The organism is Novosphingobium sp. (genome assembly GCF_041905565.1).
GTDB lineage: Bacteria > Pseudomonadota > Alphaproteobacteria > Sphingomonadales > Sphingomonadaceae > Novosphingobium.
This window is the reverse complement of sequence record NZ_JAYRKX010000008.1, coordinates 21351-40036: the sequence shown is the minus strand read 5'-3', so window position 1 is coordinate 40036 and position 18686 is coordinate 21351. Positions and strand designations below refer to the sequence as shown.

Below are 18686 nucleotides of genomic sequence, written 5' to 3'. Positions count from 1 at the left end.
GTGCCGCGCCTGTCCAGCGCACCGGCGCCCGGACGGCCCTTTGGGGCGGAGTAGCTCAGCTGGTTAGAGCAGCGGAATCATAATCCGCGTGTCGGGGGTTCGAGTCCCTCCTCCGCTACCAACGGCATCGTCCGGAAGCATTCCCAAGCTTCCGCATCCTTCCAAAATTCGGCGAAAAAGCAGAGGTTTGCGGGTGATTCGCGTCCGCAAGCTCTCGAACGCGTCCCCATGCTGCCGATTTTGGCTTGGGGGTATTTTGGGGGTATTTTTGCGGAGTATCGAAAGGAGCGATACCCCCATGCCTCTTACAGAGCTTCAGTTGAAGAACGCAAAGCCGGGCGAACGACCGTACAAGCTAGCCGATGGAGAGGGGCTTTTCCTCTTGATACAGCCCAATGGAAAGAGGCTGTGGCGCATGAAGTACCGTTACGCCGGGAAGGAAAAGCTCCTATCGTTTGGGCCGTACCCTGCCATCAGCATCAGCGCTGCCCGTTCAAAACGCAAAGCGGCGAAGGCATTGCTGGGCGAAGGGCGAGATCCGTCCAGCAACAAGTCGGAGGCGGATCCTTCCGGAATGACGTTCCTTTCCGTGGCCACGCAGTGGCACGAGAATCGCAAGACTTCGCTGGACCCCGCACACGCTGAAAGGGTCTGGTCGCGGATGCAACGCGATGTCTTTCCAGCGCTGGGCAACAAACTCATACATACAATTACGCCACCAGAAGTCTTGGATATGGTCCGCAAAGTGGAAGCGCGTGGAGCACTCGACATAAGCCGGCGCGCAAAGCAGGGCGTCGGACAAGTCTTCCAGTTTGCCATTGCCTGTGGCCTCACCTCACATGATCCGACCGCGAACCTCAAGGGTGCATTGAAGCCCAGGCCACGCGTCAAGCACATGAGCCGTCTGCCTTTGACGGAGTTGCCCTCTTTTGTGGACAAGGTACGGACGTACCAAGAAGCGGGAGACCGGAGGTCGTCGATAACGCGCGATGCGCTCATGTTTGCGCTGCTCACATGGGTCAGAACAAAAGAGCTGAGGCTAGCGGTAAAGACCGAGTTTGAGGACCTTGATGGTAACGCACCGCTCTGGAGGATACCGGCCGAGCGAATGAAGATGGGGCGGGAGCACCTCGTCCCGCTTTCGATACAGGCCGCAAAAATTGCAAAAAGCCGGATCGAGATTGCGTCGGGAGCTTATGTCTTCCCAGGCGCCCATGCGGACAAGCCGCTTTCCGAAAACACCATGATCTATGCCTTGTATCGGCTGGGATTCCACAGCCGGCAAACAGTGCACGGTTTTCGGGGACTGGCCAGCACCTGGGCCAATGAGCAGCTCGTGGAGTTTGGAAAACCGCCGATCTGGGTAAGGAAATTCCATGAAGACTGGGTCGAACTTCAGTTGGCTCACTCTGAGCAGAATGACGTGCGCGGAGCCTACAACGCTGCTGAGTACCTCATGCCCCGCCGCCGGATGATGCAGGACTGGGCAGATATGCTTGATGGAACCAGTGCAACTAGGAAGGCGAGAGCCAGGCGCAGCTCTGCTGCACGAGCCGCAGCCCGAGATTAGTTGGCACCGATCCAATCGGCGCGAATGCGATCAAAGCCCGTGACTGTGCCTTCAACAGTGACTGAATCTCCAATCAATTCATCTGCCGGCCGATCCGTCTGCACTATCCAGAGCTCGTTGTTGGCAGTCGTTAGGGTGAGGCCGCGGGTTCCAAGGCTCAGCATACCAGTGATGCGCCTTCTTTCTTCTGTCACGAATGTCCTCACAAGTCTGATCGCTGACACTGGCCAATGCCGCCTGCAGCGCAGGCGGGCAATCCCTTCCGGCCCTTTTTGCAAGGTCGGGACGCCAGTGCGGGGCGCTGCGACCATATTACGGCACAATGCAGGTCGACGGGCCGATATTCCATAATCCCATTGGCCGTGCGGTGGAGCTCAAATTCTCGTTGCGTTTGAAACCATGCTGTCATAGTTTTCGAAGGCGTGGCAAAGATTTGCTGCGTCGAGGCCTGAGAACCTTGCTCTGGTAGCTTTGCTGTTTCTGTCGCTGCGTGCGGCCGGATCGCCCTTGTCCATGTCCAAGTCCTTCGGGGCCAAAGGCAAAGGCGCATGTCTCCAGACGTGTTCTCAGGATCCGGCCAACCACCGGAATGCCTCGCGGGCTGGGGCTTGGCGATTGACGAAACCTCTTGCAGCACAGGCAGGTCATGACAGCCATGGCCAGAACACCCCAGAAGCGCTGCCAACTGGCTTGGCGGCGATCGAGGCCGAGTTCCGCCGCTCCCGCCCCTCGCTGCTGCGCAAGCTTGCTCACAAGACCGGAATGACCCTGGCCGAGGATCTCGTCCAGCAGGTGTTCGTGCGCCTGATGACCAGCCGACAGCGTCAGATCGAGAACCTTACCAGCTATGTGCGGGTTGCGGCAGACAACGCGCGCAAGGACCTGGTCAGGCAGGAGTTGCGCCAGCACCAATGCAGCCACGAGCCGTTCGAGGACATTCATCCGGGATGCGATCTGCAGGCGCAACTTGAAGCGCGCGATCGCCTTGCCCGGCTCGAGCAGGCACTCGCCCGTCTCAAGCCGCTCACGCGAAACATCTTCCTTGCCCGTCGGCTCGATGGTTATAGCTATGCCGAGATCGCAGAACAGACGGGGTTGAGCGTGCGTGGCGTGGAGAAACAGATGAGCCGGGCGCTCAAGGCCTTGGCGCGGCATCTCGCCGAGGATTGACCGCGGGTGACGAAGCAACCGATTCCCGGCAAGATCCGCGATGAAGCGGCAGAGTGGCTGGCGCGCAACGAGAACGTCGGTCAAGCGCGTGCGCCCGGCTTCGAGACTTGGCTTGCGAGCGATCTGCGACACCGTCTCGCGTATGCCGAAGTGGAGCGCGCGTGGCGCGATAGCATGGCCCTCGATCAGAGCCTCCTTGGCCAGGAGCGCAAGCTGACCCGTGCACCCTTGCACCTGCAACGCAGCAAACAGCTTGCCGCAGTTGGCGCATGCCTGTTGCTTGGCATGGGATTGCTGACCTTGCGGTTTTCAGGGGACCACACGGTCATCGGCGTCGGAACCACGGTTGAAGCCAGGACATACATTACCGCCCCAGGCGAAACGCGGACATGGCAGCTTGTCGATGGAAGCTCCCTGACACTCAATGGGACAAGCAAGGCACGAACCAACATCACTTCAGCTAGCCGCCAGGTTACGATTGATGCCGGTCGCGTTCGCATCCGTGTGGCACGGCGCGGCACGGATGCCATGCAGATCATGGGTGCAGGCACCAGGGTCGACAGTGCTGCAGGCACAGTGGATGTTGCGCTCACCACAAATGCTCTGCGCGTCGAGGTCCTGGATGGCCAAGTGCAGGTGCAGAACACCGATGGCGCTCGGCACACCCTTGGTCGCGGGACTCACATGATCGAAGCGGGGCCATCCGGGACCGAGCATCACTCCGAACGAAACTCTTCTGCACAACCGCCAATGACGACCGGTAACCGCATATCCCTGGGAGAGGCGGTCAGCCTGCTCAACGCGCGCAATGCTGTTCAGCTTCGCCTCGCAAGTCCTGCACTGGCCAACAGGACTCTGGCAGGTGCGATCCGCCTCGACGATCCAGAAGGCTTTGCGAGCATTCTCGAGGCTCTGGGCGGAATCAGGGTGACGCAGCGCCCCGGCATGCTGGTGATCGACACGGCCTGAAGCTTCCTGCCCCCTCGCGGACCGTGTGAATGATCCGCGTGCCGTCCGACCGGCGGCATCTTCTGAATGCAAAAGACCTCATTTGCTTCCCGGACAGAGGAAAGGCGGCGGTGGATCGGTGCGCGCTGACGGCTCGGCATGATCTCCACAATCACGGGGTGACCGGCTGACCGGCTGCGGGCCGTCCGCGACGATGCCCGACGAAAAAATTCTGGCGGGTGTTTTCGCGCGACGTCGTCCCAACCGATGCGCGTCCCCTGAGATGGACGCGAGGGAGGCAATCATGACGTTCAAGACATCAACCCATGCCATGGTCATCGCAATGCTGGCGGCACCTTTGGTGGCGGCAGCACCTGCGGGCGCGCAGGAGGCTGATACCCTTGCGCTGGACCTGCCGGCGCAGGCCATGGCGCGATCGCTGCACGATCTTGCAGCCAAGGCCGGTGCGACCATCGTCGCGGACGACAAGCTTGTGGCAGGCCGCACCGCTCCTGCAGTGCAGGGGACCTACACGCTCGCAGGTGCGCTGGGCAAGATCCTCGAAGGCTCGGGGCTTCAGGGCATCGCGACGAGCCAAGGCTACGCGATCCGCTCGGCAGGACCGTCAACGCCAACGCGTGGTGCATCCGCAGACAGCACGGCTGACGATATCGTGGTAACCGGCACGCGCATTCGCGGCTCGGCGCCGGCGGGCGGTGCCGTGATCGTGATCGACCGAAGGGCGATCGAGGAAAGCGGCAGGGCCACAGTGCAGAACCTGGTATCGGTCCTTCCGCAGAACTTCGGCGGGGGCCCCAATGAAGGCACACTCGGCTTTACCCAGCGGAACAATGCCAATGCCAATATCGGTTCGGGTGCCAGCATCAACCTGCGCGGGCTTGGCACGACCTCGACCCTGACGCTCGTCGATGGCAATCGCCTGGCGCTGGGAGCCGCGAGCTCAATCGTCGACATTTCGCTGATACCGGCCAGTGCCATCGAACGCATCGAAGTCCTCGCAGATGGTGCGTCAGCCATCTACGGCTCCGATGCTGTTGCAGGCGTGGTCAACGTACGCTTGCGGCGCGGATACGAAGGTGCCGAGACATCGTTTCGGATCGGCATGGCCGACGGCTTCAGCGAGGTGCAGGCAAGTCAGCTCGCGGGTCTGCGCTGGAGCGGCGGCAACCTGATGGCGGCCTATGAATTCTACCGCCGCGACCGCCTCGCGGCCGAGGACCGCGACTACGCAACAGAGGACCTTACCCGCTTTGGGGGCCCTGACTATCGCCAGGCCTTTGCCAATCCCGGCACGATAACGGCAGCCAATGGCGCAATCTTCGGCATACCGGCCGGACAGGATGGCAGGGCGCTTGCGCCAGGTGATCTGCTTGCCGGAGTGCGCAATCTTGGCGACGGTCGGCGCCTGACCGACATCCTGCCACGCACGCGCCGTCACGCAGGGCTTATCGCGCTTGAACAGGACCTGTCGTCGTGGCTGACAATGCGGCTCCAGGGGTTTGCTGCCGACCGCCGCTCGGACCAGCGTTACATCGTCTTCGGCTCGCAGGTTACCGTGCCCGTGAGCAACCCGTTCTATGTCGATCCGATCGGAACGGGTCAGCCCATCCGCGTCGGTTATGATTTCCGGGACGACCTCGGGCCCACGGTCAATCGTTCGCATGCCACCAACTGGACGGTCGCGGGCGCACTGGAAGCACGCTTCGGGGCATGGCGGGCCGAGGCTTATGGCAATCATGGCGTCCAGCATGAAGAGCTGCTGCGGGACAATCTCGTCAATCGCGCCCGGCTCGCGCAGGCTCTCGCTGATCCCGATCCGGCCAAGGCCTTCAATGTGTTCGGTGATGGCTCTTACACCAGTGCGGCCACGATCGACTATGTGCGCGGATCATCGCTGACCAGTGCGCGGTCGCGCCAAACGACCGCCGGTCTCAAGTTCGACGGGCCGCTCCTGGCGCTTCCGGGGGGAGCGCTGACGCTGGCATTCGGGGGAGAGTATCGCGAGGAGGGCTACGGCTCGCGCAGCCTTGCGGATGAGACGACGCTTGCGCCTGTCGCGAGTGGCGACAATGGATACCCGCTGGCGCGCAATGTGCTTGCCGGATTTGCCGAACTTCGTGCGCCCCTGGTCGGTCCTGGGCAGGGCATGGCAGGCGTGCACCGGCTCGACCTGTCGGTGGCAGGACGCATCGAGCGCTACTCGGATTTCGGGACAACGACCAATCCCAAGGTCGGACTGACGTGGGAGCCGGTGCAAGGCCTTGCGCTGCGAGGGTCCTACGGCACCTCGTTTCGTGCACCCGGCTTCTTCGACGTGCGCCAGGGTCCGGGGCTCAGCCAGGTCGTGCCGATACCCGTTACAGACCCCGGTTCGCCCTCCGGCAGTAGCAATGTCATTGCCCTGTTCGGCAATGATCCCGGGATCGGACCGGAACGCGCGCGGACCTGGACGGCTGGCGTCGACTTCAGGCCACCTGAGATCCCGGGGCTTTCGATGAGCGCGACGTGGTTCGACATTTCCTACAAGGATCGCATCTTCAATCCCGCGGTCGATGCTTTCACGTTCCTGGCCCAGCGGTCGCGTTACGAGCCGCTGATCACGGCCAATCCGTCGCCAGCGCAAGTGGCAAGCTTCTATGCGAGCCCCGATTTCAGCAATCCCTTTGGCATTGCTGCAGGCTCGATCCGCTACGTGATCGATGCGCGCAACGCCAACCTGGCGCGCAACCATCTCGACGGGATCGATTTTGATCTCAGTTATCGCCACGAGACGGCCAGAGGTGCGCTTTCGCTTGGTGCATCGGGGAGCTGGCTGTTCCACCTGACGCAGCAGTTGACGTCGGCTGCTCCGCGCACGCAGGCCCTGGGGACGATCGGCAACCCGGTGCGCTATCGTTTGCGCGGGCGCGCCGGGTTCGAACAGGATGGCTTCGGTGCAACAGCCTTCGTCAATCACATGGCGGGCTATCGCAACACGGCTGTGGCACCGGTCGAGTCGGTTGCAAGCTGGACGACAGTCGATCTTACGCTTTCCAAGCGCTTCGGAGATGAAGCCGGTGCCTTGGCGGGCACGCGGTTCGCCTTGAGCATCACCAACCTGTTCGATCGCGACCCGCCTTATGTAAACAATCGCACCCCGTTCAGCGCAGCCGGCTTCGATCCCGAGCAGGCAAGCGCGGTTGGACGGTTTGTCGCGGTGCAGGTGACCAAGTCATGGTGACGCGATGGCATCCAGCCCCGCTGTCGCTTGCCCTGGCCGCCCTGGTCCCGTTTGCAGCGCAGGCTGCGGACGGGGCCGGGATCCGGCCCGCCATAGAAATCACGCGGATCGACAGCCCGTCCATATCGCCGGATGGCATGCTTGCCCTCTGGCGCGAGTACCGCGCCTCGGTCGACCGCAATGACTATGATGTCGCATGGCTGGTGGCGCCGTCTGACGGTTCGGCGCCTGCCAGACGCATCGCCGATGCTGGAGAAATCGAATGGCTCAACGGCTTTCCCCTGGCTTCAGGCGCGCAGTGGACGCGCGATGGCAGAACCGTGCTGTTCCGCAAGATCGCAGGCGGGCAAGTCCAGGTCTGGCAGGCGGCGACCGATGGTTCAGGCGCTGCGCAAGTTACCAGCGAGGCGGGCAATGCCGGGGAGATGATCCGGCTTGCGGGCGGCAAGGCATGGTTGCTTGGGTTTGGCCCGGAGCGCGCCGCGATCGAAGCTGCCGAGCAGGCCGAGTACGATAGCGGAACGCGGATCGATGCGTCGGTCGACCCGCAAAGGCCACTGTATCGTGGCGATCGCATCGATGGCCGCTGGGCCAGCGGACGGCTCCAGGGCGCCTGGTTCGAGCAGGGCGGCATCATCCCCGCGGTCAAGCCCAAACTCAAGGTGCTTGAGCAAGACCTTGCAACCATCCGCGATGCCACAGCCGAAGAGGCTCGCAACTACGCCTCCCGACCGCGCTCGCTCGAACGAGTGCAAGACTGGTACGTCGCGCTGCGCCAGCCGTCGGGCGATGCCAGAGGCATTGCGGTTGTCCTGTCCAAAGGCGTGGCTTCGGCTCTGGCCATCGTCAATGCCGAGGGGCAGGAGCTGGCGCACTGTGAAGCCGTGCAATGCACAGCCGCCCGGGCGCGCTCAGTCGCCTGGGCTGGCACGGACAATGCCCTGATTTTCGAAAGCCGCAATGGCGACGGTGGCAGCACTCTGGCCAGATGGGACCCGGCCAGTGGGCAGGTCGAGGAGGTGTTCCAGAGTTCGGGCGAACGCAATGGCGGAGACAACGGCAAGGCCTGCGCAGCTTCGACCCGGAGGCTCATCTGCGTCGCGTCCTCGGCCAACGAGCCTCCACGCGTGGTGGCGATTGATCTGGCATCACGCCATGAGCAGGTCCTCAGGGCCCCTAACGCGCCGCTCGAGAACCCCGCTATCCGGTTCGACCGGCGGGTCTGGCAAGACCGGGCAGGGCGAACATTCTCGGGATATCTGGCGTTACCCCCGGGCCAGACTGGGCCGGTGCCGCTGTTCATTACCTACTATTCCTGCGAGGGGTATCTGCGCGGCGGGACGGGGGACGAGTATCCCTTGCGCGATCTCGCGGCATCGGGAATCGCGGCCTTGTGCATCAATCGTCAACCCGGCGTGGCCGGCGGCGGGGACAACGTCGAAGCCTACAGGGTGGCTGCCAGCGGGATTGCGGCGATCATCGCAGAGCTGTCCGGGCAGGGCAAGATCGATGCCACGCGCGTCGGCATGGGCGGGGTAAGCTTCGGCGGCGAAGTCACGGCCTGGCTCGCCATGCACAGCAGGTTGTTGAAGGCCGCAGCGGTAGCCAACGTCATGGTGACGCCAACCTACTACTGGTTCAATGCCGTCGCGGGGCGCGACGTGCCCGCCATGCTCAAATCGGCCTGGGACCTGGGTGATCCCGACACGGATCATGCCGGGTGGAGGCGCGTATCCCCTTCCTTCAATGCCGACCGCATCTCGGTGCCCTTGCTGATGCAATTGCCCGAGCAGGAATATCGCGCCAATGTCGAGCTCCTTGCGCGGCTGCAGCGCGCCCGGAAGCCTGTCGAACTCTGGGCTTTCCCCGCTGAAATGCACCTCAAGTGGCAACCGCGTCACCAACTTGCGGCCAACGTGCGCAACTTCGACTGGTTCAGGTTCTGGCTGCTGGGTGACGCAGGCGGCAAGCCCGCTGATCCGGCATCCTGGCAACGCTGGCGTGATATGAAGCCCTGAGCGCTCCTCGGTCCACCGTCGCCATGGCTGTTCGATTGCGCGGTCAGCAATTCAAGGGTCGCCAAGCCAGGCGCGAAGCCAGTTCTCGGTGTCGATCAACGGCAGGAGAAGATGAGCCCGGGGATCGGCGCGCCTTACCCTCTCCCGCAACGCGCTTTTCACTCTGGCCAGATCGAGCAGGCCCTGGCGCGCGAGATGACCATCGAGCAGGAACGGCCTAAGCCCGTCCGCCTGCTGCTCTATCGCAGCCAGGGCATAGCCATCGAGTGCCCCTTTGCTGCGTCGATCGCGGATCAGGTCTGGCAGGCGGTTAGCAAATGCGGCTCGGGCCACGGCCCGATCCTGCCCGCCCTCGACCCAGAGCCAGCTTGGTATGCGCAAGGCGGTCTCGACGACGGGCTGGCTGAGCAGCGGAAACCGCGTCGGGGCAATGGCGTGGCGAGGATAACCATCGATGTGGGCGAGGCTGGCGAGAATGGCATGAACGTGGTCCCGCTTTCCGGGCAACATGCTGCTGGTTTCCGCGAGCCAGGGGTGCAGCGGTGCATCGGGCAAGGGCACGGTATCGGCGAGATATCCGCGTGTGCGCGGCCAACTGCCCGGATCGCTCGCGCCTCGTGCCAGCTGCCAGGCCCTGCCAGCGACTGACCAGACACTCGCGTTGTGATAGCGGGCAATTGCCTCGATCGTGCGCCAGGTGGACCTGGCGGCCCAACCCGACCGGATCGCGGCATCCGCTGCGGCCCCGGCAGCGTTGGGCGTTGCAAAAACGCAATCACCACCCGCACCGCTGAAGAATGCCGTGATCGCTTGCGCTGCGCCTTCCTCTGACAGCACTGAATCGGCCGCGCCGAGGATCACCGGCAGGCCCGGACGGGCTTCGCGGGTGCGGGCCCGTCCAACCAGGTTGGATATCCCGACTTCGCGGAATTTGAGCGCGATGCCTGCAGCATCGGCGGCCGCCTGTGCATAGACGCGCTCATCGCTCTCCACCGAGCCCGTTGAAAGGCTGACCGCTTGTGCCTTGGCCTTAGACAGTGCCAGGGCCGCTGCGATGATCGAGGAATCGAGTCCGCCCGACAATTCGAGGAGGACCTTGCCATCACCCGCCAGGCAACGGACAGCCTCGTCTATGCTCTCGGCAAGGCGCCTGCTGGCGTCAGCGAAGTCTGCGATCTCGATATCAGTCCGCACGAACGTTCCCGGGGACCAGGCCATCGTTCGCCGCGCCGGTTCCACGGAAAGATCGAGCCATTGCCCGCCCAGAAGTTCTTCGATGCCGACAAGGCCGGTCTGCGCAGTCTTGAGATGCAGGAAAGCAAGATGGTTCGCGACGAAAGACCAGTCGATCTGCGGCCTTACACCGCGCGCAGCCGCAAGCTCTGGAACATGCGAGGAGATCCACAGTCTGCCGGCCGTAGCAGTCGTGTAGACAGGGAGATGGCCAAGCGGCGCTCGCAGCAACCACGACGGATGCCCGCTCTTGGACATGTGCAGAGCAAGGTAGTTGCCCCAGCAATGCGCCACGAGCAGGTCGGGATGAAGATCGGCGCGCTGCAAGACCGCAAGATCGCCGAAGATCTGTCCGATGATCACAGTCCTGCCGATCTGCCGACATGCGGTTGATGGCGAGACATCAATGGTCAGCCCTTCGAACCTTCGTGCGCGCCATGGACCGGGCAGCCGGTGAACGAGATTTTCGGCCGATCGCGAATCCGATCGCAGATCCGGCTGCCCATCGAGGGCGCATGCGACGAGATAGCCTTCGGTCACAGTGCCAGTACCACTTCGAAGCGGCGCACCTTGTCCAGCGGATCGGTCAGGACGAGACTGCCCGATTGCACCCAGCAATGGGCTTCGAAGGGATGAAGTTTCACCCCGAATACCAGATCGACCGCAAAACCTTCGCGCCGTGCCACGCGCGCATAGGCCAGCGCGTCGGGAAGGCATCTTGGCCGAACCGGCACCCAGCGTCGCGCCCGGTCGAACGCTCGGGCGTGAGTCACAAGGTCACGTGTCGTACGCCCCCGAGACGCAGCAGGCAGGTCGATCAGGACCTCGTGGAGCGGTGCCGAGCGCAAATCCATTCTGGCGCGGATGCAGTTCCAGGTGCTCGCTACCAAATGCAGCGGCCGCAACCGACCGGCTTCGGGACCTTCCACTGCGCTGGCAGTCGGCGTCCGGATATCTGTTGCCGTGAGCCAGGATCCTGCGTCCCGTTCTCCCTTCGTCAGCAGGCCGTGTCTTTCGAGTGTGCGGCAGTCGTCGTGAGACAATGGACACGGCTTGCCACGGCGCAGGTCCAGCAGCGCTGATGCGCAAGACCCGCTCCACATCGTGTAGCGATCATGCCGGACATCGAGCACGACTGCCTTGTCGCCGATCCGCGCAACACCGACCCCGGCTGCGATCCGGCAGGAGGAAAGATAGGACCCAAGCGTTGTCATGTCCGCCTCGCACAAGCACAAGGCAGGTGCGCCGGGCCAGCAAAGCCTTGCGCACCTGCCAGTGGATCAGTCGCGATCAAGGCCCGGCAGCTGCGCGAGCACACCGAACTCGATCCGGTCTCCCGGAGGGCCGAGCGTTTCGATGCTGGCGGTGCCCAGGTCTTCGACGTCCTCGACGAGATCGAACGTGCGTTCCATCGGTCTTCTCCTTTTCACCTCGCCGCGTGATTGCGGCAGGATCAGACTATGGAAGGCGCCGTTTGATCTGAAATTTATACGAATTCTATATGCCGATTGTTGGCGCGGACGGGTTCGCCGGGCGGTGCAGGGCGTGCAGGATCTCGGCAGAGCTGCGAATGCGCCGGCGGTGGTAGGCGCCCAGCAACCGTCGCAGATGATCCTTGTCGCCACTGTCCAGCGCGCATTCGATGTCGCGCACTTCTGCGATGGAGCCGTCAAGCACGGCCGGTTCAATCATGCGAACGGCATGGAGGCGTGCGTTGAAGAGGGCCAGGACCCGACCATGCTCGGAGTTGGCCGAAGCGCGTGCCACTCCCTCGAATGCATCGGCGACGCGTTCGGCATAAGCCGTCCGACGCTCGGCAATCCTGTCCCAGTCCACGATCGTCCATGGCCGCCAGAGGCGGAGTGCAAGGCCCAGCACTTCGTTGCTGAAAGCGTACATGTCCTTGAGCCTTGGCTCGTCGAGCGTCGGGAGGAAGAAGCCGCCCGCGCGATGGGTCACGACAAGCTGCTCGCCGCACAGCACATGCAGGGCCTCGCGCACGGGCGTGACGCTTGCACAGAGCTGTTCGCCGATGACTGCGGGATCGAGCCTGTCACCCGGCATGAATGCGCGGGACAGGATCATGGCGCGCAAGGCGTCGTAGATGCGTTCTGCTACGGGGCCGGCGCTCATCCGCTCCTCCCATGCGCAAAGGCACGGGCCTGCTGCACCTGGTCTGGACGCAGGGCATCGATCGCTCCGAGGGGCTCGCCCTTGTAGTCTCCGAGCAGGATCGAGGGACATTGCCCTTCGAAGTTCCCGAGGTTCGGTCGGTGCTGCACATATCCTGCAAGTGCGGCGAGCTCGGGGGGGAATGTCCTGGCAATGTCCGGGGGGTAGGCGAGCCAGGGGTTTTCGTAAGGCTTGAGCCAGCCCAGCGAATAGCCGATCACGATGCCGCGCCGCTCTTGCGCACTCGCGTTGGCGCCCGCGCCATGCAGCGTCGAGCCGAGGAAAAGCAGGGCGGATCCCGGGACAAGCTCGGGCGCGATGAAATCGTCCTCGGCCACGGCCGTCAGGGCGTTGCTGCCATGGCTTTGCGGCCAGATCCGCGTACCTCCGTTCTTTTTCGAAAAGGGAGTGAGCGGCCACATGACGTTGACGAGGTATTCGCGTTTGCCGAAATCGGCCTGCCACATGTCCTGGTCGCGATGGGGCAACTGCGCGGGGGCGCCGGGATGGACCGCGATGGCCTGGGTCGTGTTGAGCTGGATGCGGTCGCACCAGGGCCCGAGAATCCGGCTCACGACATCCTGAATGACCGGATGCAGGACCAGGCACTGCGTGGCAGCGGACCGTCGAAGAAGCCTGCCGAACCGCTTGGTCCGCTCGCCGTAGAACATCCCAGTTCCGTATGGCGTCAATGCAAAGTCGCCCTGGAGATCCTCATGGAGCTGCTCGATCACGGAAACGGGCAGGGCTTCATGCAGGACTGCATAGCCATCAGTCTGCAACTGATGGACGGCAATGCCGATCTGGTCTGCCGGTTCCATCAGTGCCATTCCTTGTGCCCGGCGGGCAGGGCGCTGGGTATGGTCGGAGTACGACTGTCACCGTGGCCGCAATGGATTCCGGCCGCTTCGAGCAGCTGTGGTGTGTCGGCAGTGATGCCAATTTCAAGGCCGACCAGCTCCTGGCCTCCTGTCCAGATGGGCGCGCCAAGAGCCCGGCAACTCCAGCCGAACCGTTCGATCTGCCTGAACCAACGAAGGCCTGCGACTGCGCAGTACCGCGAAATCCCGGTGTCGATTGCATAGGTGGCAAGCGCGTGGACAAGCGAGTTGCGAACGTCCCGCCGCTCGCGGGCAGTGAGTGTCCGGTCGAGGCAGAAACGGGTGATTTCGAAGGTATCGGGTGCGCAGGGCACAGGCCCGGCACAGAGCATCGGGAAAAGACCCGACAGGATACCTTGCCGTGTTGTTGGCAGGAGCCTGGCAGACGCGAGATGATCACCGTTGTCGCTGAGGATCAAATAGCGTGCATGCTCATCGTCGAACTGGTCCATTTCGTATTGCCCGGCAAGGACTGGAAGGTCCCACCCAAGCAGATCGATGAAGACCGCCTTTCGTGCAGCAAACATGGCGCGCAGCAGGGCAGCGCCCGGCTCCGTGCCGGGCGTGGTGACTTTCAACATGACGGATTGCTCCTCAACCGAACTGGTCGGTGAAGGATCAGACAGCGGTGACCTCCTCGCTACCCCCAGAAATGGGGGTATCTCCAGGGCCGGACATCCCCGAACGTGAGCGTTCCGTCATACAGGGTCAGGGTGATCAGCAATTGTCTCTTGTAGATCCCGTAGCGCTGACAGGCCGTGCGAACATGCTCGGTCACCGTCTCGCGCGATATGCCCAGGATTGTCGAGATTTCCGGATCGGTCTTGCCCTGCGCCATGAGCAGCACGCAGTCGCGCTGGCGATCGGTCAGAACCGGTTTGCGCAAACCCAGGCTATGACCTCTCTTCAGCCAGAGACGCCGCGCGGTTTCGAAGGCGAATGTCCCAGCGCAATGGGCGATGAGCGGAATTGGCTCACCATCTCGCGGATTGCGGCAGGCAAAGGAGCAGGATCCGCGCGCTTCGCCCGGCACGTGCGCTGGTACAGTAAAGCCACTACGCAAGCCCTGTTCTTCACCAAGAGCAAGCATTCGATGGTCTTGGGGCGTGAGCGGAATGAGGCGACCGATGTCAGACCAGGAGAAGCCCTTTGCGGTGACGTGGCTGGCCCGATGCACCGGATCAACCATGCCCAGCGCATGGGAGTCATAACTTTCTGCCCAGCTCTGCGGGTAATTGTGCAGCCTGATCGCTCCATCATCCTTGCTCGCAAGCTGACAATGATGGGTGAGAGCATAGTAGTCGAAGCCAAGCCTGTTGGTTACTTCGCCGAGCAGTTCGTCGAGTTCGATAATCGAACCCACCCGGTCAGACATGTCTTCCAGAAGTTCCCCAAGCGCCCGAGCCGCCATGAGGTGCCATTGCGCCCACCGGCAGTTTTACTTGCCGGACTCCAGCAGGGCGCCCTTTCTCCTGCCTGTGGACCGCGATCCAACTTCTCAGGATCGGAGGCGATCCGGTTGCAACTGTCACATCTCTATCACGGTTCGATCCCGCTTCAATACCGCGAACCGACAAATTCGATCATTATGTCAGAAGGTTATTTGTCTTGCAGGACGGTGCGCTGCTTCGATTGCAGACAATTCAAAATCTCGGCTAGCAGCGAGACCCTCACATGAGCGCTCGTCCGGTTTGCGCTCGATCTCGCCGGCTTCACGGGTTTCGAAAGCCAGCTCGGCAAAGTGCCGCAGCTTCACGACGCTGCACCCACGCCGAATTGGGCGATCACACATGCCGCTGGACCAGCATGGCAACAGCGCTCGCGGCATTTGCCGAGTTCGATGGACGCGTTCAATCCGAACGCCACATACTTCCTTTGCACTGGTATGTTGCGTGCCGGCTTGTCGTCGAAGGTGGGTTCGATCCGGACGATATCATTCCGCGGCCACCGTTTCGCGTGGAGCGTCGTAGACGCAAGCCTCCACTGCTGCACTTCGATCCAACCCTTGGCGGATGCGGGGAAGGGACTGTTCTCGGAGGGATCAGAGCCAAGCATGTCGACGTTCTGGTTTCGCTTGCCCGGATCGGGCCTGTGCTCTCGGTTTCCTGCAAGGGCGTCACCGGGGCTTTTCGCAATCTCGGCAATCGCCTCGAGGAAATCGTCGGCGAATGCAGTAACCTCCATATGATGCATCCGGCACTGGTTATCGGGCATCTGGTCCTGTTGCGCGGCAACCGAGTTACGAATGAGAACTCGGCAGCACAAAACCGTCCTGCCCTTGATTGGCGGCGAGGTGGCGGCAATGCCGCATTGGCGCAGGATGGGGTGCCGGTGTCGCCAGTGCGGCGGTTTCACGACGCCCTGCAGGTTTTGGGGCGCCGCCGTGAACTCATGGACCAGGCCGGACAATGCGAGGCTGCGGCGCTTGCCATGGTTGCCATGGAGGAGGAATGCCGGACAAGGTTGGTACCGGGCTTTCCGAGTGAGGAAAGCGGGTTGCACTTCGACTCGTTTTTTGCCGCGCTGTATGCCCGGTATGACGAGAGGTTTGTTACCCGTTGCTCGATGCTGGATCGGATAAGCCGGCGTCATTGCTGGGATCGATCATCTCCGGGGCTCCGTCTGTTCGGCCTGGATTACCAGCCGAGAGTGGCGCTGCTACCGACGAGTGACTTGCTTTAGCCTTCCTGCTGCCTTGTTCATTTTGCCCTTGGCACGAGAAGCAAAACCGTCGAATCTGCGTTCCATGAACTCCGGCCTTGATCACCTGCCCGAAGGCAAGCGGCGTGAACTTGCACATGTGGTCGAGACCGTGCGCACGGGCTTTGCCGAGGCAATTTCCACACGTACCCAGCCACGCTTCCGCGCAGGCAAGTTGCTCAAGATCGTCCTGTTCGGGTCATATGCCCGGGGTGATTGGGTCGAGGATCCGGTGGGACGCTATTTCTCCGACTACGATCTTCTCGTCGTGGTGAACCACGACGATCTCACGGACATTGCCGAATTCTGGGAGGCGACGGAGAACAGGCTGCTGGCGGATCTGTCAGCAGGGCATGCGCTGCGTACGCCGGTTAGCCTGATCTACCACAGCCTGGAAGACGTGAACGACAAACTACGGCTTGGCCGCTACTTCTTCATGGACATCCTCAAGGATGGTATTGTCTTGTTCGAGGAGCCAGACTTTCACTTCGTCGAGCCCATGCCGTTGTCGCCTGAGCAAGCTCTCAAGGAGACACAAGACTACTTCGATGACTGGTTCGAGAGTGCCGCGGGATTTCTCGACACCGCCCTTTACGCTCAAGCGCAGGGTCGGAGCAAAGAGGCAGCTTTTCAGTTTCACCAATCGGTAGAAAGGTTCTACCACTGCCTTTTCCTCGTTCGTACTCTTTGGTCTCCGAAGTCGCACAACCTTAATCGTTTGCGCGACATGGCCGAGGAGCTCGAGCCCACGCTCAAGGACGTCTGGTCGCGTACCGGGCGCTTCGAAAAGCGCTGCTATGCCCTGCTGCGCGATGCCTACGTCAAGGCGCGCTATTCGCCTTCGTACAAGATCTCCACCGACGAACTCACATGGATCGCCGAGCGTGTGAAAGTGCTGCAAATTTTGGTGAAGAGCGCCTGCGAAGCGCGCATCGAGGACCTCGCCAAAGCGGCCTGACGCCAGTTGATCGTTCCGCCGAAAGAGCACCAGCGCTGCGTATCTCAACCTAGGCGTCCGCTTCCAGTTCCGTTGCCTACCAGGTTACGTGCAGACTAGAATTTCCAACTTTGCAGCACATTGTGAACATATTCCGGCGTCTCGCCATTGCGGGGAATGCCTCCAGCACGTTCAACGGCGCCGGGACCTGCGTTGTAGGCAGCTACCGCGAGGTGGACCACGCCAAACCTGTCGAGCATCTGCCGCAGGTATCGCGCTGCCCCGAAGATGTTGGCCTTTGGATCGAAGCGATTGAAGACCCCAAGCTCCTTTGCCGTAGTGGGCATCAGCTGCCCAAGGCCCGCGGCACCCGCCGGACTGACAGCCAAAGGGTTGTAACGTGATTCTGTCCATACGAGCGCATCGAGCAGGCCCGCGGGCAATGAGTACTGCGCCTCCGCGGCATAGATGTGGGGCAGGTAACTTGCTCGCCTGAAGCCGGATGGGGCGGGCTTTGCATTGGGTTCGTAACTGTATGGCAGGTTGATCCGGCCATCGTCCGCCACTGACAGGCGCGGTGCTGGGGTGGTCTGCGAGGAACGCCAGAGCCCATGCTCGACCAGTTGAAAGCCGTTTGATGCTTCCGCAATCCGAATGCCTTCGGAGTGGCTGGTCGCAGCGCCGTTCGTAGCTAACGCTGTTATGTCCTGAGCACTGGCCGGGATACCAGAAGTGATCGCGATGCCCGCGATCAAGAGAGTTCTGATTGTCATTTCTCGATCCTTGTCTAGCCGAATTGCGTGAGAACATATAAAGAACAAGCGATGTAGGAAAATTGGATTGGCGCGAGTGCAGAGCGGAGACTGCGCGGGGAGGGCACCTCAACCGGAGAAGGTCGATGCCCCCGTTAGACAAAGTTCATCAACTCGAACGGCGCGCCCGCACGATCGTTGAAAGCCTTCAGGGTACATGGACTCGGGGCAAAGGCATGTGCTGCTGCCCCGCGCATGACGACCGAACTCCCTCACTGAGCGTGACATTGGGACGAAAGGCGATCCTGTTTCATTGCTTCGCGGGATGCTCGAACGAGGAAGTCATAGCGGCACTTGACCGCCGAGGTGTTCGCAGCCGTGATCTGTTTGATGGCTCTGGTGCCGTGGCCGCTGATCGACAGGAAAAAAGAGCCTTCAATCCCAATGCGCGGCGTTTGTGGCACTCGGCGACGGCGATCTTCGGCAGCCCTGCCGAAGGATACCTTGCGCAGCGCGGGATTTCGCGTGCCTCAGATCAGCTTCGCTATCTCGAGCGAACGCCCCTCGGGCCGCGCGGGGCTGTCCAATTCCTGCCGGCCATGTTGGCGGCGGTCACGACTGACATTGGGATAATCGCGATCCACAGGACATTTCTCGACGCGCCGAACGCAAAGCTCGCCGGTTTCGATCGGCCCAAGCGTGCGCTGGGAAGCCTTGCCTGTGGTGCTGTCAGACTGGCCCTGCCAGCAGCGGGCCGGTTGGGCCTTGCCGAAGGTATCGAAAGCGCCCTGTCAGCCACGCAAATGTTTGGCGTCCCTTGTTGGGCAACGCTTGGTAACGAGCGGTTCGGCCTCGTCGCGATTCCAGAGAGTGTGCGCGAGCTCCACTTGTTCATCGACAATGATGCAGGTGGCGAGCTCGCTGAGAGCCGCGCTCTCAAGGCATATTCTGCGCCGGGCCGTGTGATCCGCTCGCGAGCGCCAGCATCGACCGGTTTCGACTGGAACGATGAACTCAAGGCGAGGCTTGCTCGGAAAACCTGATCAGCGAGCCAAAGGGGAGGG

The 18686-nt window shown here is 62.2% G+C and carries 18 protein-coding genes and 1 tRNA gene; 9 read left to right on the top strand and 10 right to left on the bottom strand.

Annotated features, from left to right (window positions below):
• Positions 1-44: 44 nt before the first annotated feature.
• Both ACE3N9_RS08290 and ACE3N9_RS08285 read left to right on the top strand, forming a co-directional pair.
• Positions 45-121: transfer RNA gene (locus ACE3N9_RS08290), tRNA-Met, on the top strand.
• 177 nt (positions 122-298) lie between these two features.
• Complete coding sequence (locus ACE3N9_RS08285) at positions 299-1570, top strand: tyrosine-type recombinase/integrase (RefSeq protein WP_374282725.1); 1272 nt, start codon at positions 299-301, stop codon at positions 1568-1570.
• Here the strand turns inward: ACE3N9_RS08285 and ACE3N9_RS08280 are convergent.
• On the bottom strand, positions 1567-1764 hold the full coding sequence (locus ACE3N9_RS08280) for a DUF5818 domain-containing protein (protein WP_374282723.1): 198 nt from the start codon (positions 1762-1764) through the stop codon (positions 1567-1569). The genes ACE3N9_RS08285 and ACE3N9_RS08280 overlap by 4 nt on opposite strands.
• 180 nt (positions 1765-1944) lie before the next feature.
• A complete protein-coding gene (locus ACE3N9_RS08275) occupies positions 1945-2085 on the bottom strand; it encodes a hypothetical protein (protein ID WP_374282721.1) in 141 nt (46 codons plus the stop codon).
• On the opposite strand from ACE3N9_RS08275, the gene ACE3N9_RS08270 reads away from it, so the two are divergent.
• The 4 genes from ACE3N9_RS08270 (at position 2084) to ACE3N9_RS08255 (ending at position 8947) form a co-directional block, all read left to right on the top strand.
• On the top strand, positions 2084-2740 hold the full coding sequence (locus ACE3N9_RS08270; protein ID WP_374282719.1) for an RNA polymerase sigma factor: 657 nt from the start codon (positions 2084-2086) through the stop codon (positions 2738-2740). The genes ACE3N9_RS08275 and ACE3N9_RS08270 overlap by 2 nt on opposite strands.
• Positions 2741-2746: 6 nt before the next feature.
• Positions 2747-3709, top strand: a complete 963-nt coding sequence (locus ACE3N9_RS08265) for a FecR domain-containing protein (protein WP_374282718.1) — start codon at positions 2747-2749, stop codon at positions 3707-3709.
• A 283-nt stretch (positions 3710-3992) separates the two neighbouring features.
• On the top strand, positions 3993-6929 hold the full coding sequence (locus tag ACE3N9_RS08260) for a TonB-dependent receptor domain-containing protein (RefSeq protein ID WP_374282716.1): 2937 nt from the start codon (positions 3993-3995) through the stop codon (positions 6927-6929).
• Positions 6923-8947 carry an Atxe2 family lasso peptide isopeptidase gene (locus ACE3N9_RS08255; protein ID WP_374282714.1) on the top strand — a complete coding sequence of 675 codons (2025 nt, stop codon included), beginning with the start codon at positions 6923-6925 and terminating at the stop codon, positions 8945-8947. Before ACE3N9_RS08260 ends, ACE3N9_RS08255 begins: the two co-directional genes overlap by 7 nt.
• A 51-nt stretch (positions 8948-8998) precedes the next feature.
• On the opposite strand, the gene ACE3N9_RS08250 is transcribed toward ACE3N9_RS08255, so the two are convergent.
• From ACE3N9_RS08250 to ACE3N9_RS08220, 7 genes are all read right to left on the bottom strand, one after another.
• On the bottom strand, positions 8999-10720 hold the full coding sequence (locus ACE3N9_RS08250; protein ID WP_374282712.1) for an asparagine synthase-related protein: 1722 nt from the start codon (positions 10718-10720) through the stop codon (positions 8999-9001).
• Positions 10717-11394, bottom strand: a complete 678-nt coding sequence (locus ACE3N9_RS08245) for a lasso peptide biosynthesis B2 protein (protein ID WP_374282710.1) — start codon at positions 11392-11394, stop codon at positions 10717-10719. The genes ACE3N9_RS08250 and ACE3N9_RS08245 overlap by 4 nt, the downstream gene beginning before the upstream one ends.
• A gap of 66 nt (positions 11395-11460) precedes the next feature.
• A complete protein-coding gene (locus ACE3N9_RS08240; protein WP_118074434.1) occupies positions 11461-11592 on the bottom strand; it encodes a benenodin family lasso peptide in 132 nt (43 codons plus the stop codon).
• An 85-nt stretch (positions 11593-11677) separates the two neighbouring features.
• The gene (locus ACE3N9_RS08235; protein WP_374282707.1) at positions 11678-12313 is read right to left on the bottom strand and encodes a GntR family transcriptional regulator; all 636 of its coding nucleotides are present in this window, start codon (positions 12311-12313) and stop codon (positions 11678-11680) included.
• On the bottom strand, positions 12310-13173 hold the full coding sequence (locus ACE3N9_RS08230; protein WP_374282705.1) for a phytanoyl-CoA dioxygenase family protein: 864 nt from the start codon (positions 13171-13173) through the stop codon (positions 12310-12312). The genes ACE3N9_RS08235 and ACE3N9_RS08230 overlap by 4 nt, the downstream gene beginning before the upstream one ends.
• A complete protein-coding gene (locus ACE3N9_RS08225) occupies positions 13173-13814 on the bottom strand; it encodes an acyl-homoserine-lactone synthase (RefSeq protein ID WP_374282703.1) in 642 nt (213 codons plus the stop codon). Before ACE3N9_RS08225 ends, ACE3N9_RS08230 begins: the two co-directional genes overlap by 1 nt.
• A 59-nt stretch (positions 13815-13873) precedes the next feature.
• Positions 13874-14608 (bottom strand): LuxR family transcriptional regulator, encoded by a 735-nt coding sequence (locus ACE3N9_RS08220; RefSeq protein ID WP_196276534.1) that lies wholly within the window; start codon positions 14606-14608, stop codon positions 13874-13876.
• 431 nt (positions 14609-15039) lie between these two features.
• Here ACE3N9_RS08220 and ACE3N9_RS08215 point away from each other — a divergent pair, with 431 nt between their 5' ends.
• Together ACE3N9_RS08215 and ACE3N9_RS08210 are read left to right on the top strand one after the other, a co-directional pair.
• Positions 15040-15915 (top strand): hypothetical protein, encoded by an 876-nt coding sequence (locus ACE3N9_RS08215; protein ID WP_374282701.1) that lies wholly within the window; start codon positions 15040-15042, stop codon positions 15913-15915.
• Positions 15916-15979: 64 nt separating this feature from the next.
• Positions 15980-16891, top strand: a complete 912-nt coding sequence (locus tag ACE3N9_RS08210) for a HEPN domain-containing protein (RefSeq protein ID WP_374282699.1) — start codon at positions 15980-15982, stop codon at positions 16889-16891.
• Positions 16892-16986: 95 nt separating this feature from the next.
• On the opposite strand, the gene ACE3N9_RS08205 is transcribed toward ACE3N9_RS08210, so the two are convergent.
• Positions 16987-17643: a lytic transglycosylase domain-containing protein gene (locus ACE3N9_RS08205; RefSeq protein ID WP_374282697.1), complete on the bottom strand. Its 657-nt coding sequence runs from the start codon at positions 17641-17643 to the stop codon at positions 16987-16989.
• A gap of 125 nt (positions 17644-17768) precedes the next feature.
• On the opposite strand from ACE3N9_RS08205, the gene ACE3N9_RS08200 reads away from it, so the two are divergent.
• Positions 17769-18665, top strand: a complete 897-nt coding sequence (locus tag ACE3N9_RS08200; protein ID WP_374282696.1) for a toprim domain-containing protein — start codon at positions 17769-17771, stop codon at positions 18663-18665.
• The last annotated feature ends 21 nt before the right edge of the window (positions 18666-18686 follow it).

Excerpts from the sequence above, each read along its gene's own strand:
- ACE3N9_RS08285 (WP_374282725.1), top strand. The coding sequence starts at position 299 with ATGCCTCTTACAGAGCTTCAGTTGAAGAACGCAAAGCCGGGCGAACGA.
- ACE3N9_RS08270 (WP_374282719.1), top strand. The coding sequence starts at position 2,084 with ATGTCCAAGTCCTTCGGGGCCAAAGGCAAAGGCGCATGTCTCCAGACG.
- ACE3N9_RS08275 (WP_374282721.1), bottom strand. The coding sequence starts at position 2,085 with ATGGACAAGGGCGATCCGGCCGCACGCAGCGACAGAAACAGCAAAGCT.
- ACE3N9_RS08260 (WP_374282716.1), top strand. The coding sequence starts at position 3,993 with ATGACGTTCAAGACATCAACCCATGCCATGGTCATCGCAATGCTGGCG.
- ACE3N9_RS08255 (WP_374282714.1), top strand. The coding sequence starts at position 6,923 with ATGGTGACGCGATGGCATCCAGCCCCGCTGTCGCTTGCCCTGGCCGCC.
- ACE3N9_RS08245 (WP_374282710.1), bottom strand. The coding sequence starts at position 11,394 with ATGACAACGCTTGGGTCCTATCTTTCCTCCTGCCGGATCGCAGCCGGG.
- ACE3N9_RS08240 (WP_118074434.1), bottom strand. The coding sequence starts at position 11,592 with ATGGAACGCACGTTCGATCTCGTCGAGGACGTCGAAGACCTGGGCACC.
- ACE3N9_RS08235 (WP_374282707.1), bottom strand. The coding sequence starts at position 12,313 with ATGAGCGCCGGCCCCGTAGCAGAACGCATCTACGACGCCTTGCGCGCC.
- ACE3N9_RS08230 (WP_374282705.1), bottom strand. The coding sequence starts at position 13,173 with ATGGAACCGGCAGACCAGATCGGCATTGCCGTCCATCAGTTGCAGACT.
- ACE3N9_RS08225 (WP_374282703.1), bottom strand. The coding sequence starts at position 13,814 with ATGTTGAAAGTCACCACGCCCGGCACGGAGCCGGGCGCTGCCCTGCTG.
- ACE3N9_RS08220 (WP_196276534.1), bottom strand. The coding sequence starts at position 14,608 with ATGTCTGACCGGGTGGGTTCGATTATCGAACTCGACGAACTGCTCGGC.
- ACE3N9_RS08215 (WP_374282701.1), top strand. The coding sequence starts at position 15,040 with ATGGCAACAGCGCTCGCGGCATTTGCCGAGTTCGATGGACGCGTTCAA.
- ACE3N9_RS08210 (WP_374282699.1), top strand. The coding sequence starts at position 15,980 with ATGAACTCCGGCCTTGATCACCTGCCCGAAGGCAAGCGGCGTGAACTT.
- ACE3N9_RS08205 (WP_374282697.1), bottom strand. The coding sequence starts at position 17,643 with ATGACAATCAGAACTCTCTTGATCGCGGGCATCGCGATCACTTCTGGT.
- ACE3N9_RS08200 (WP_374282696.1), top strand. The coding sequence starts at position 17,769 with ATGCCCCCGTTAGACAAAGTTCATCAACTCGAACGGCGCGCCCGCACG.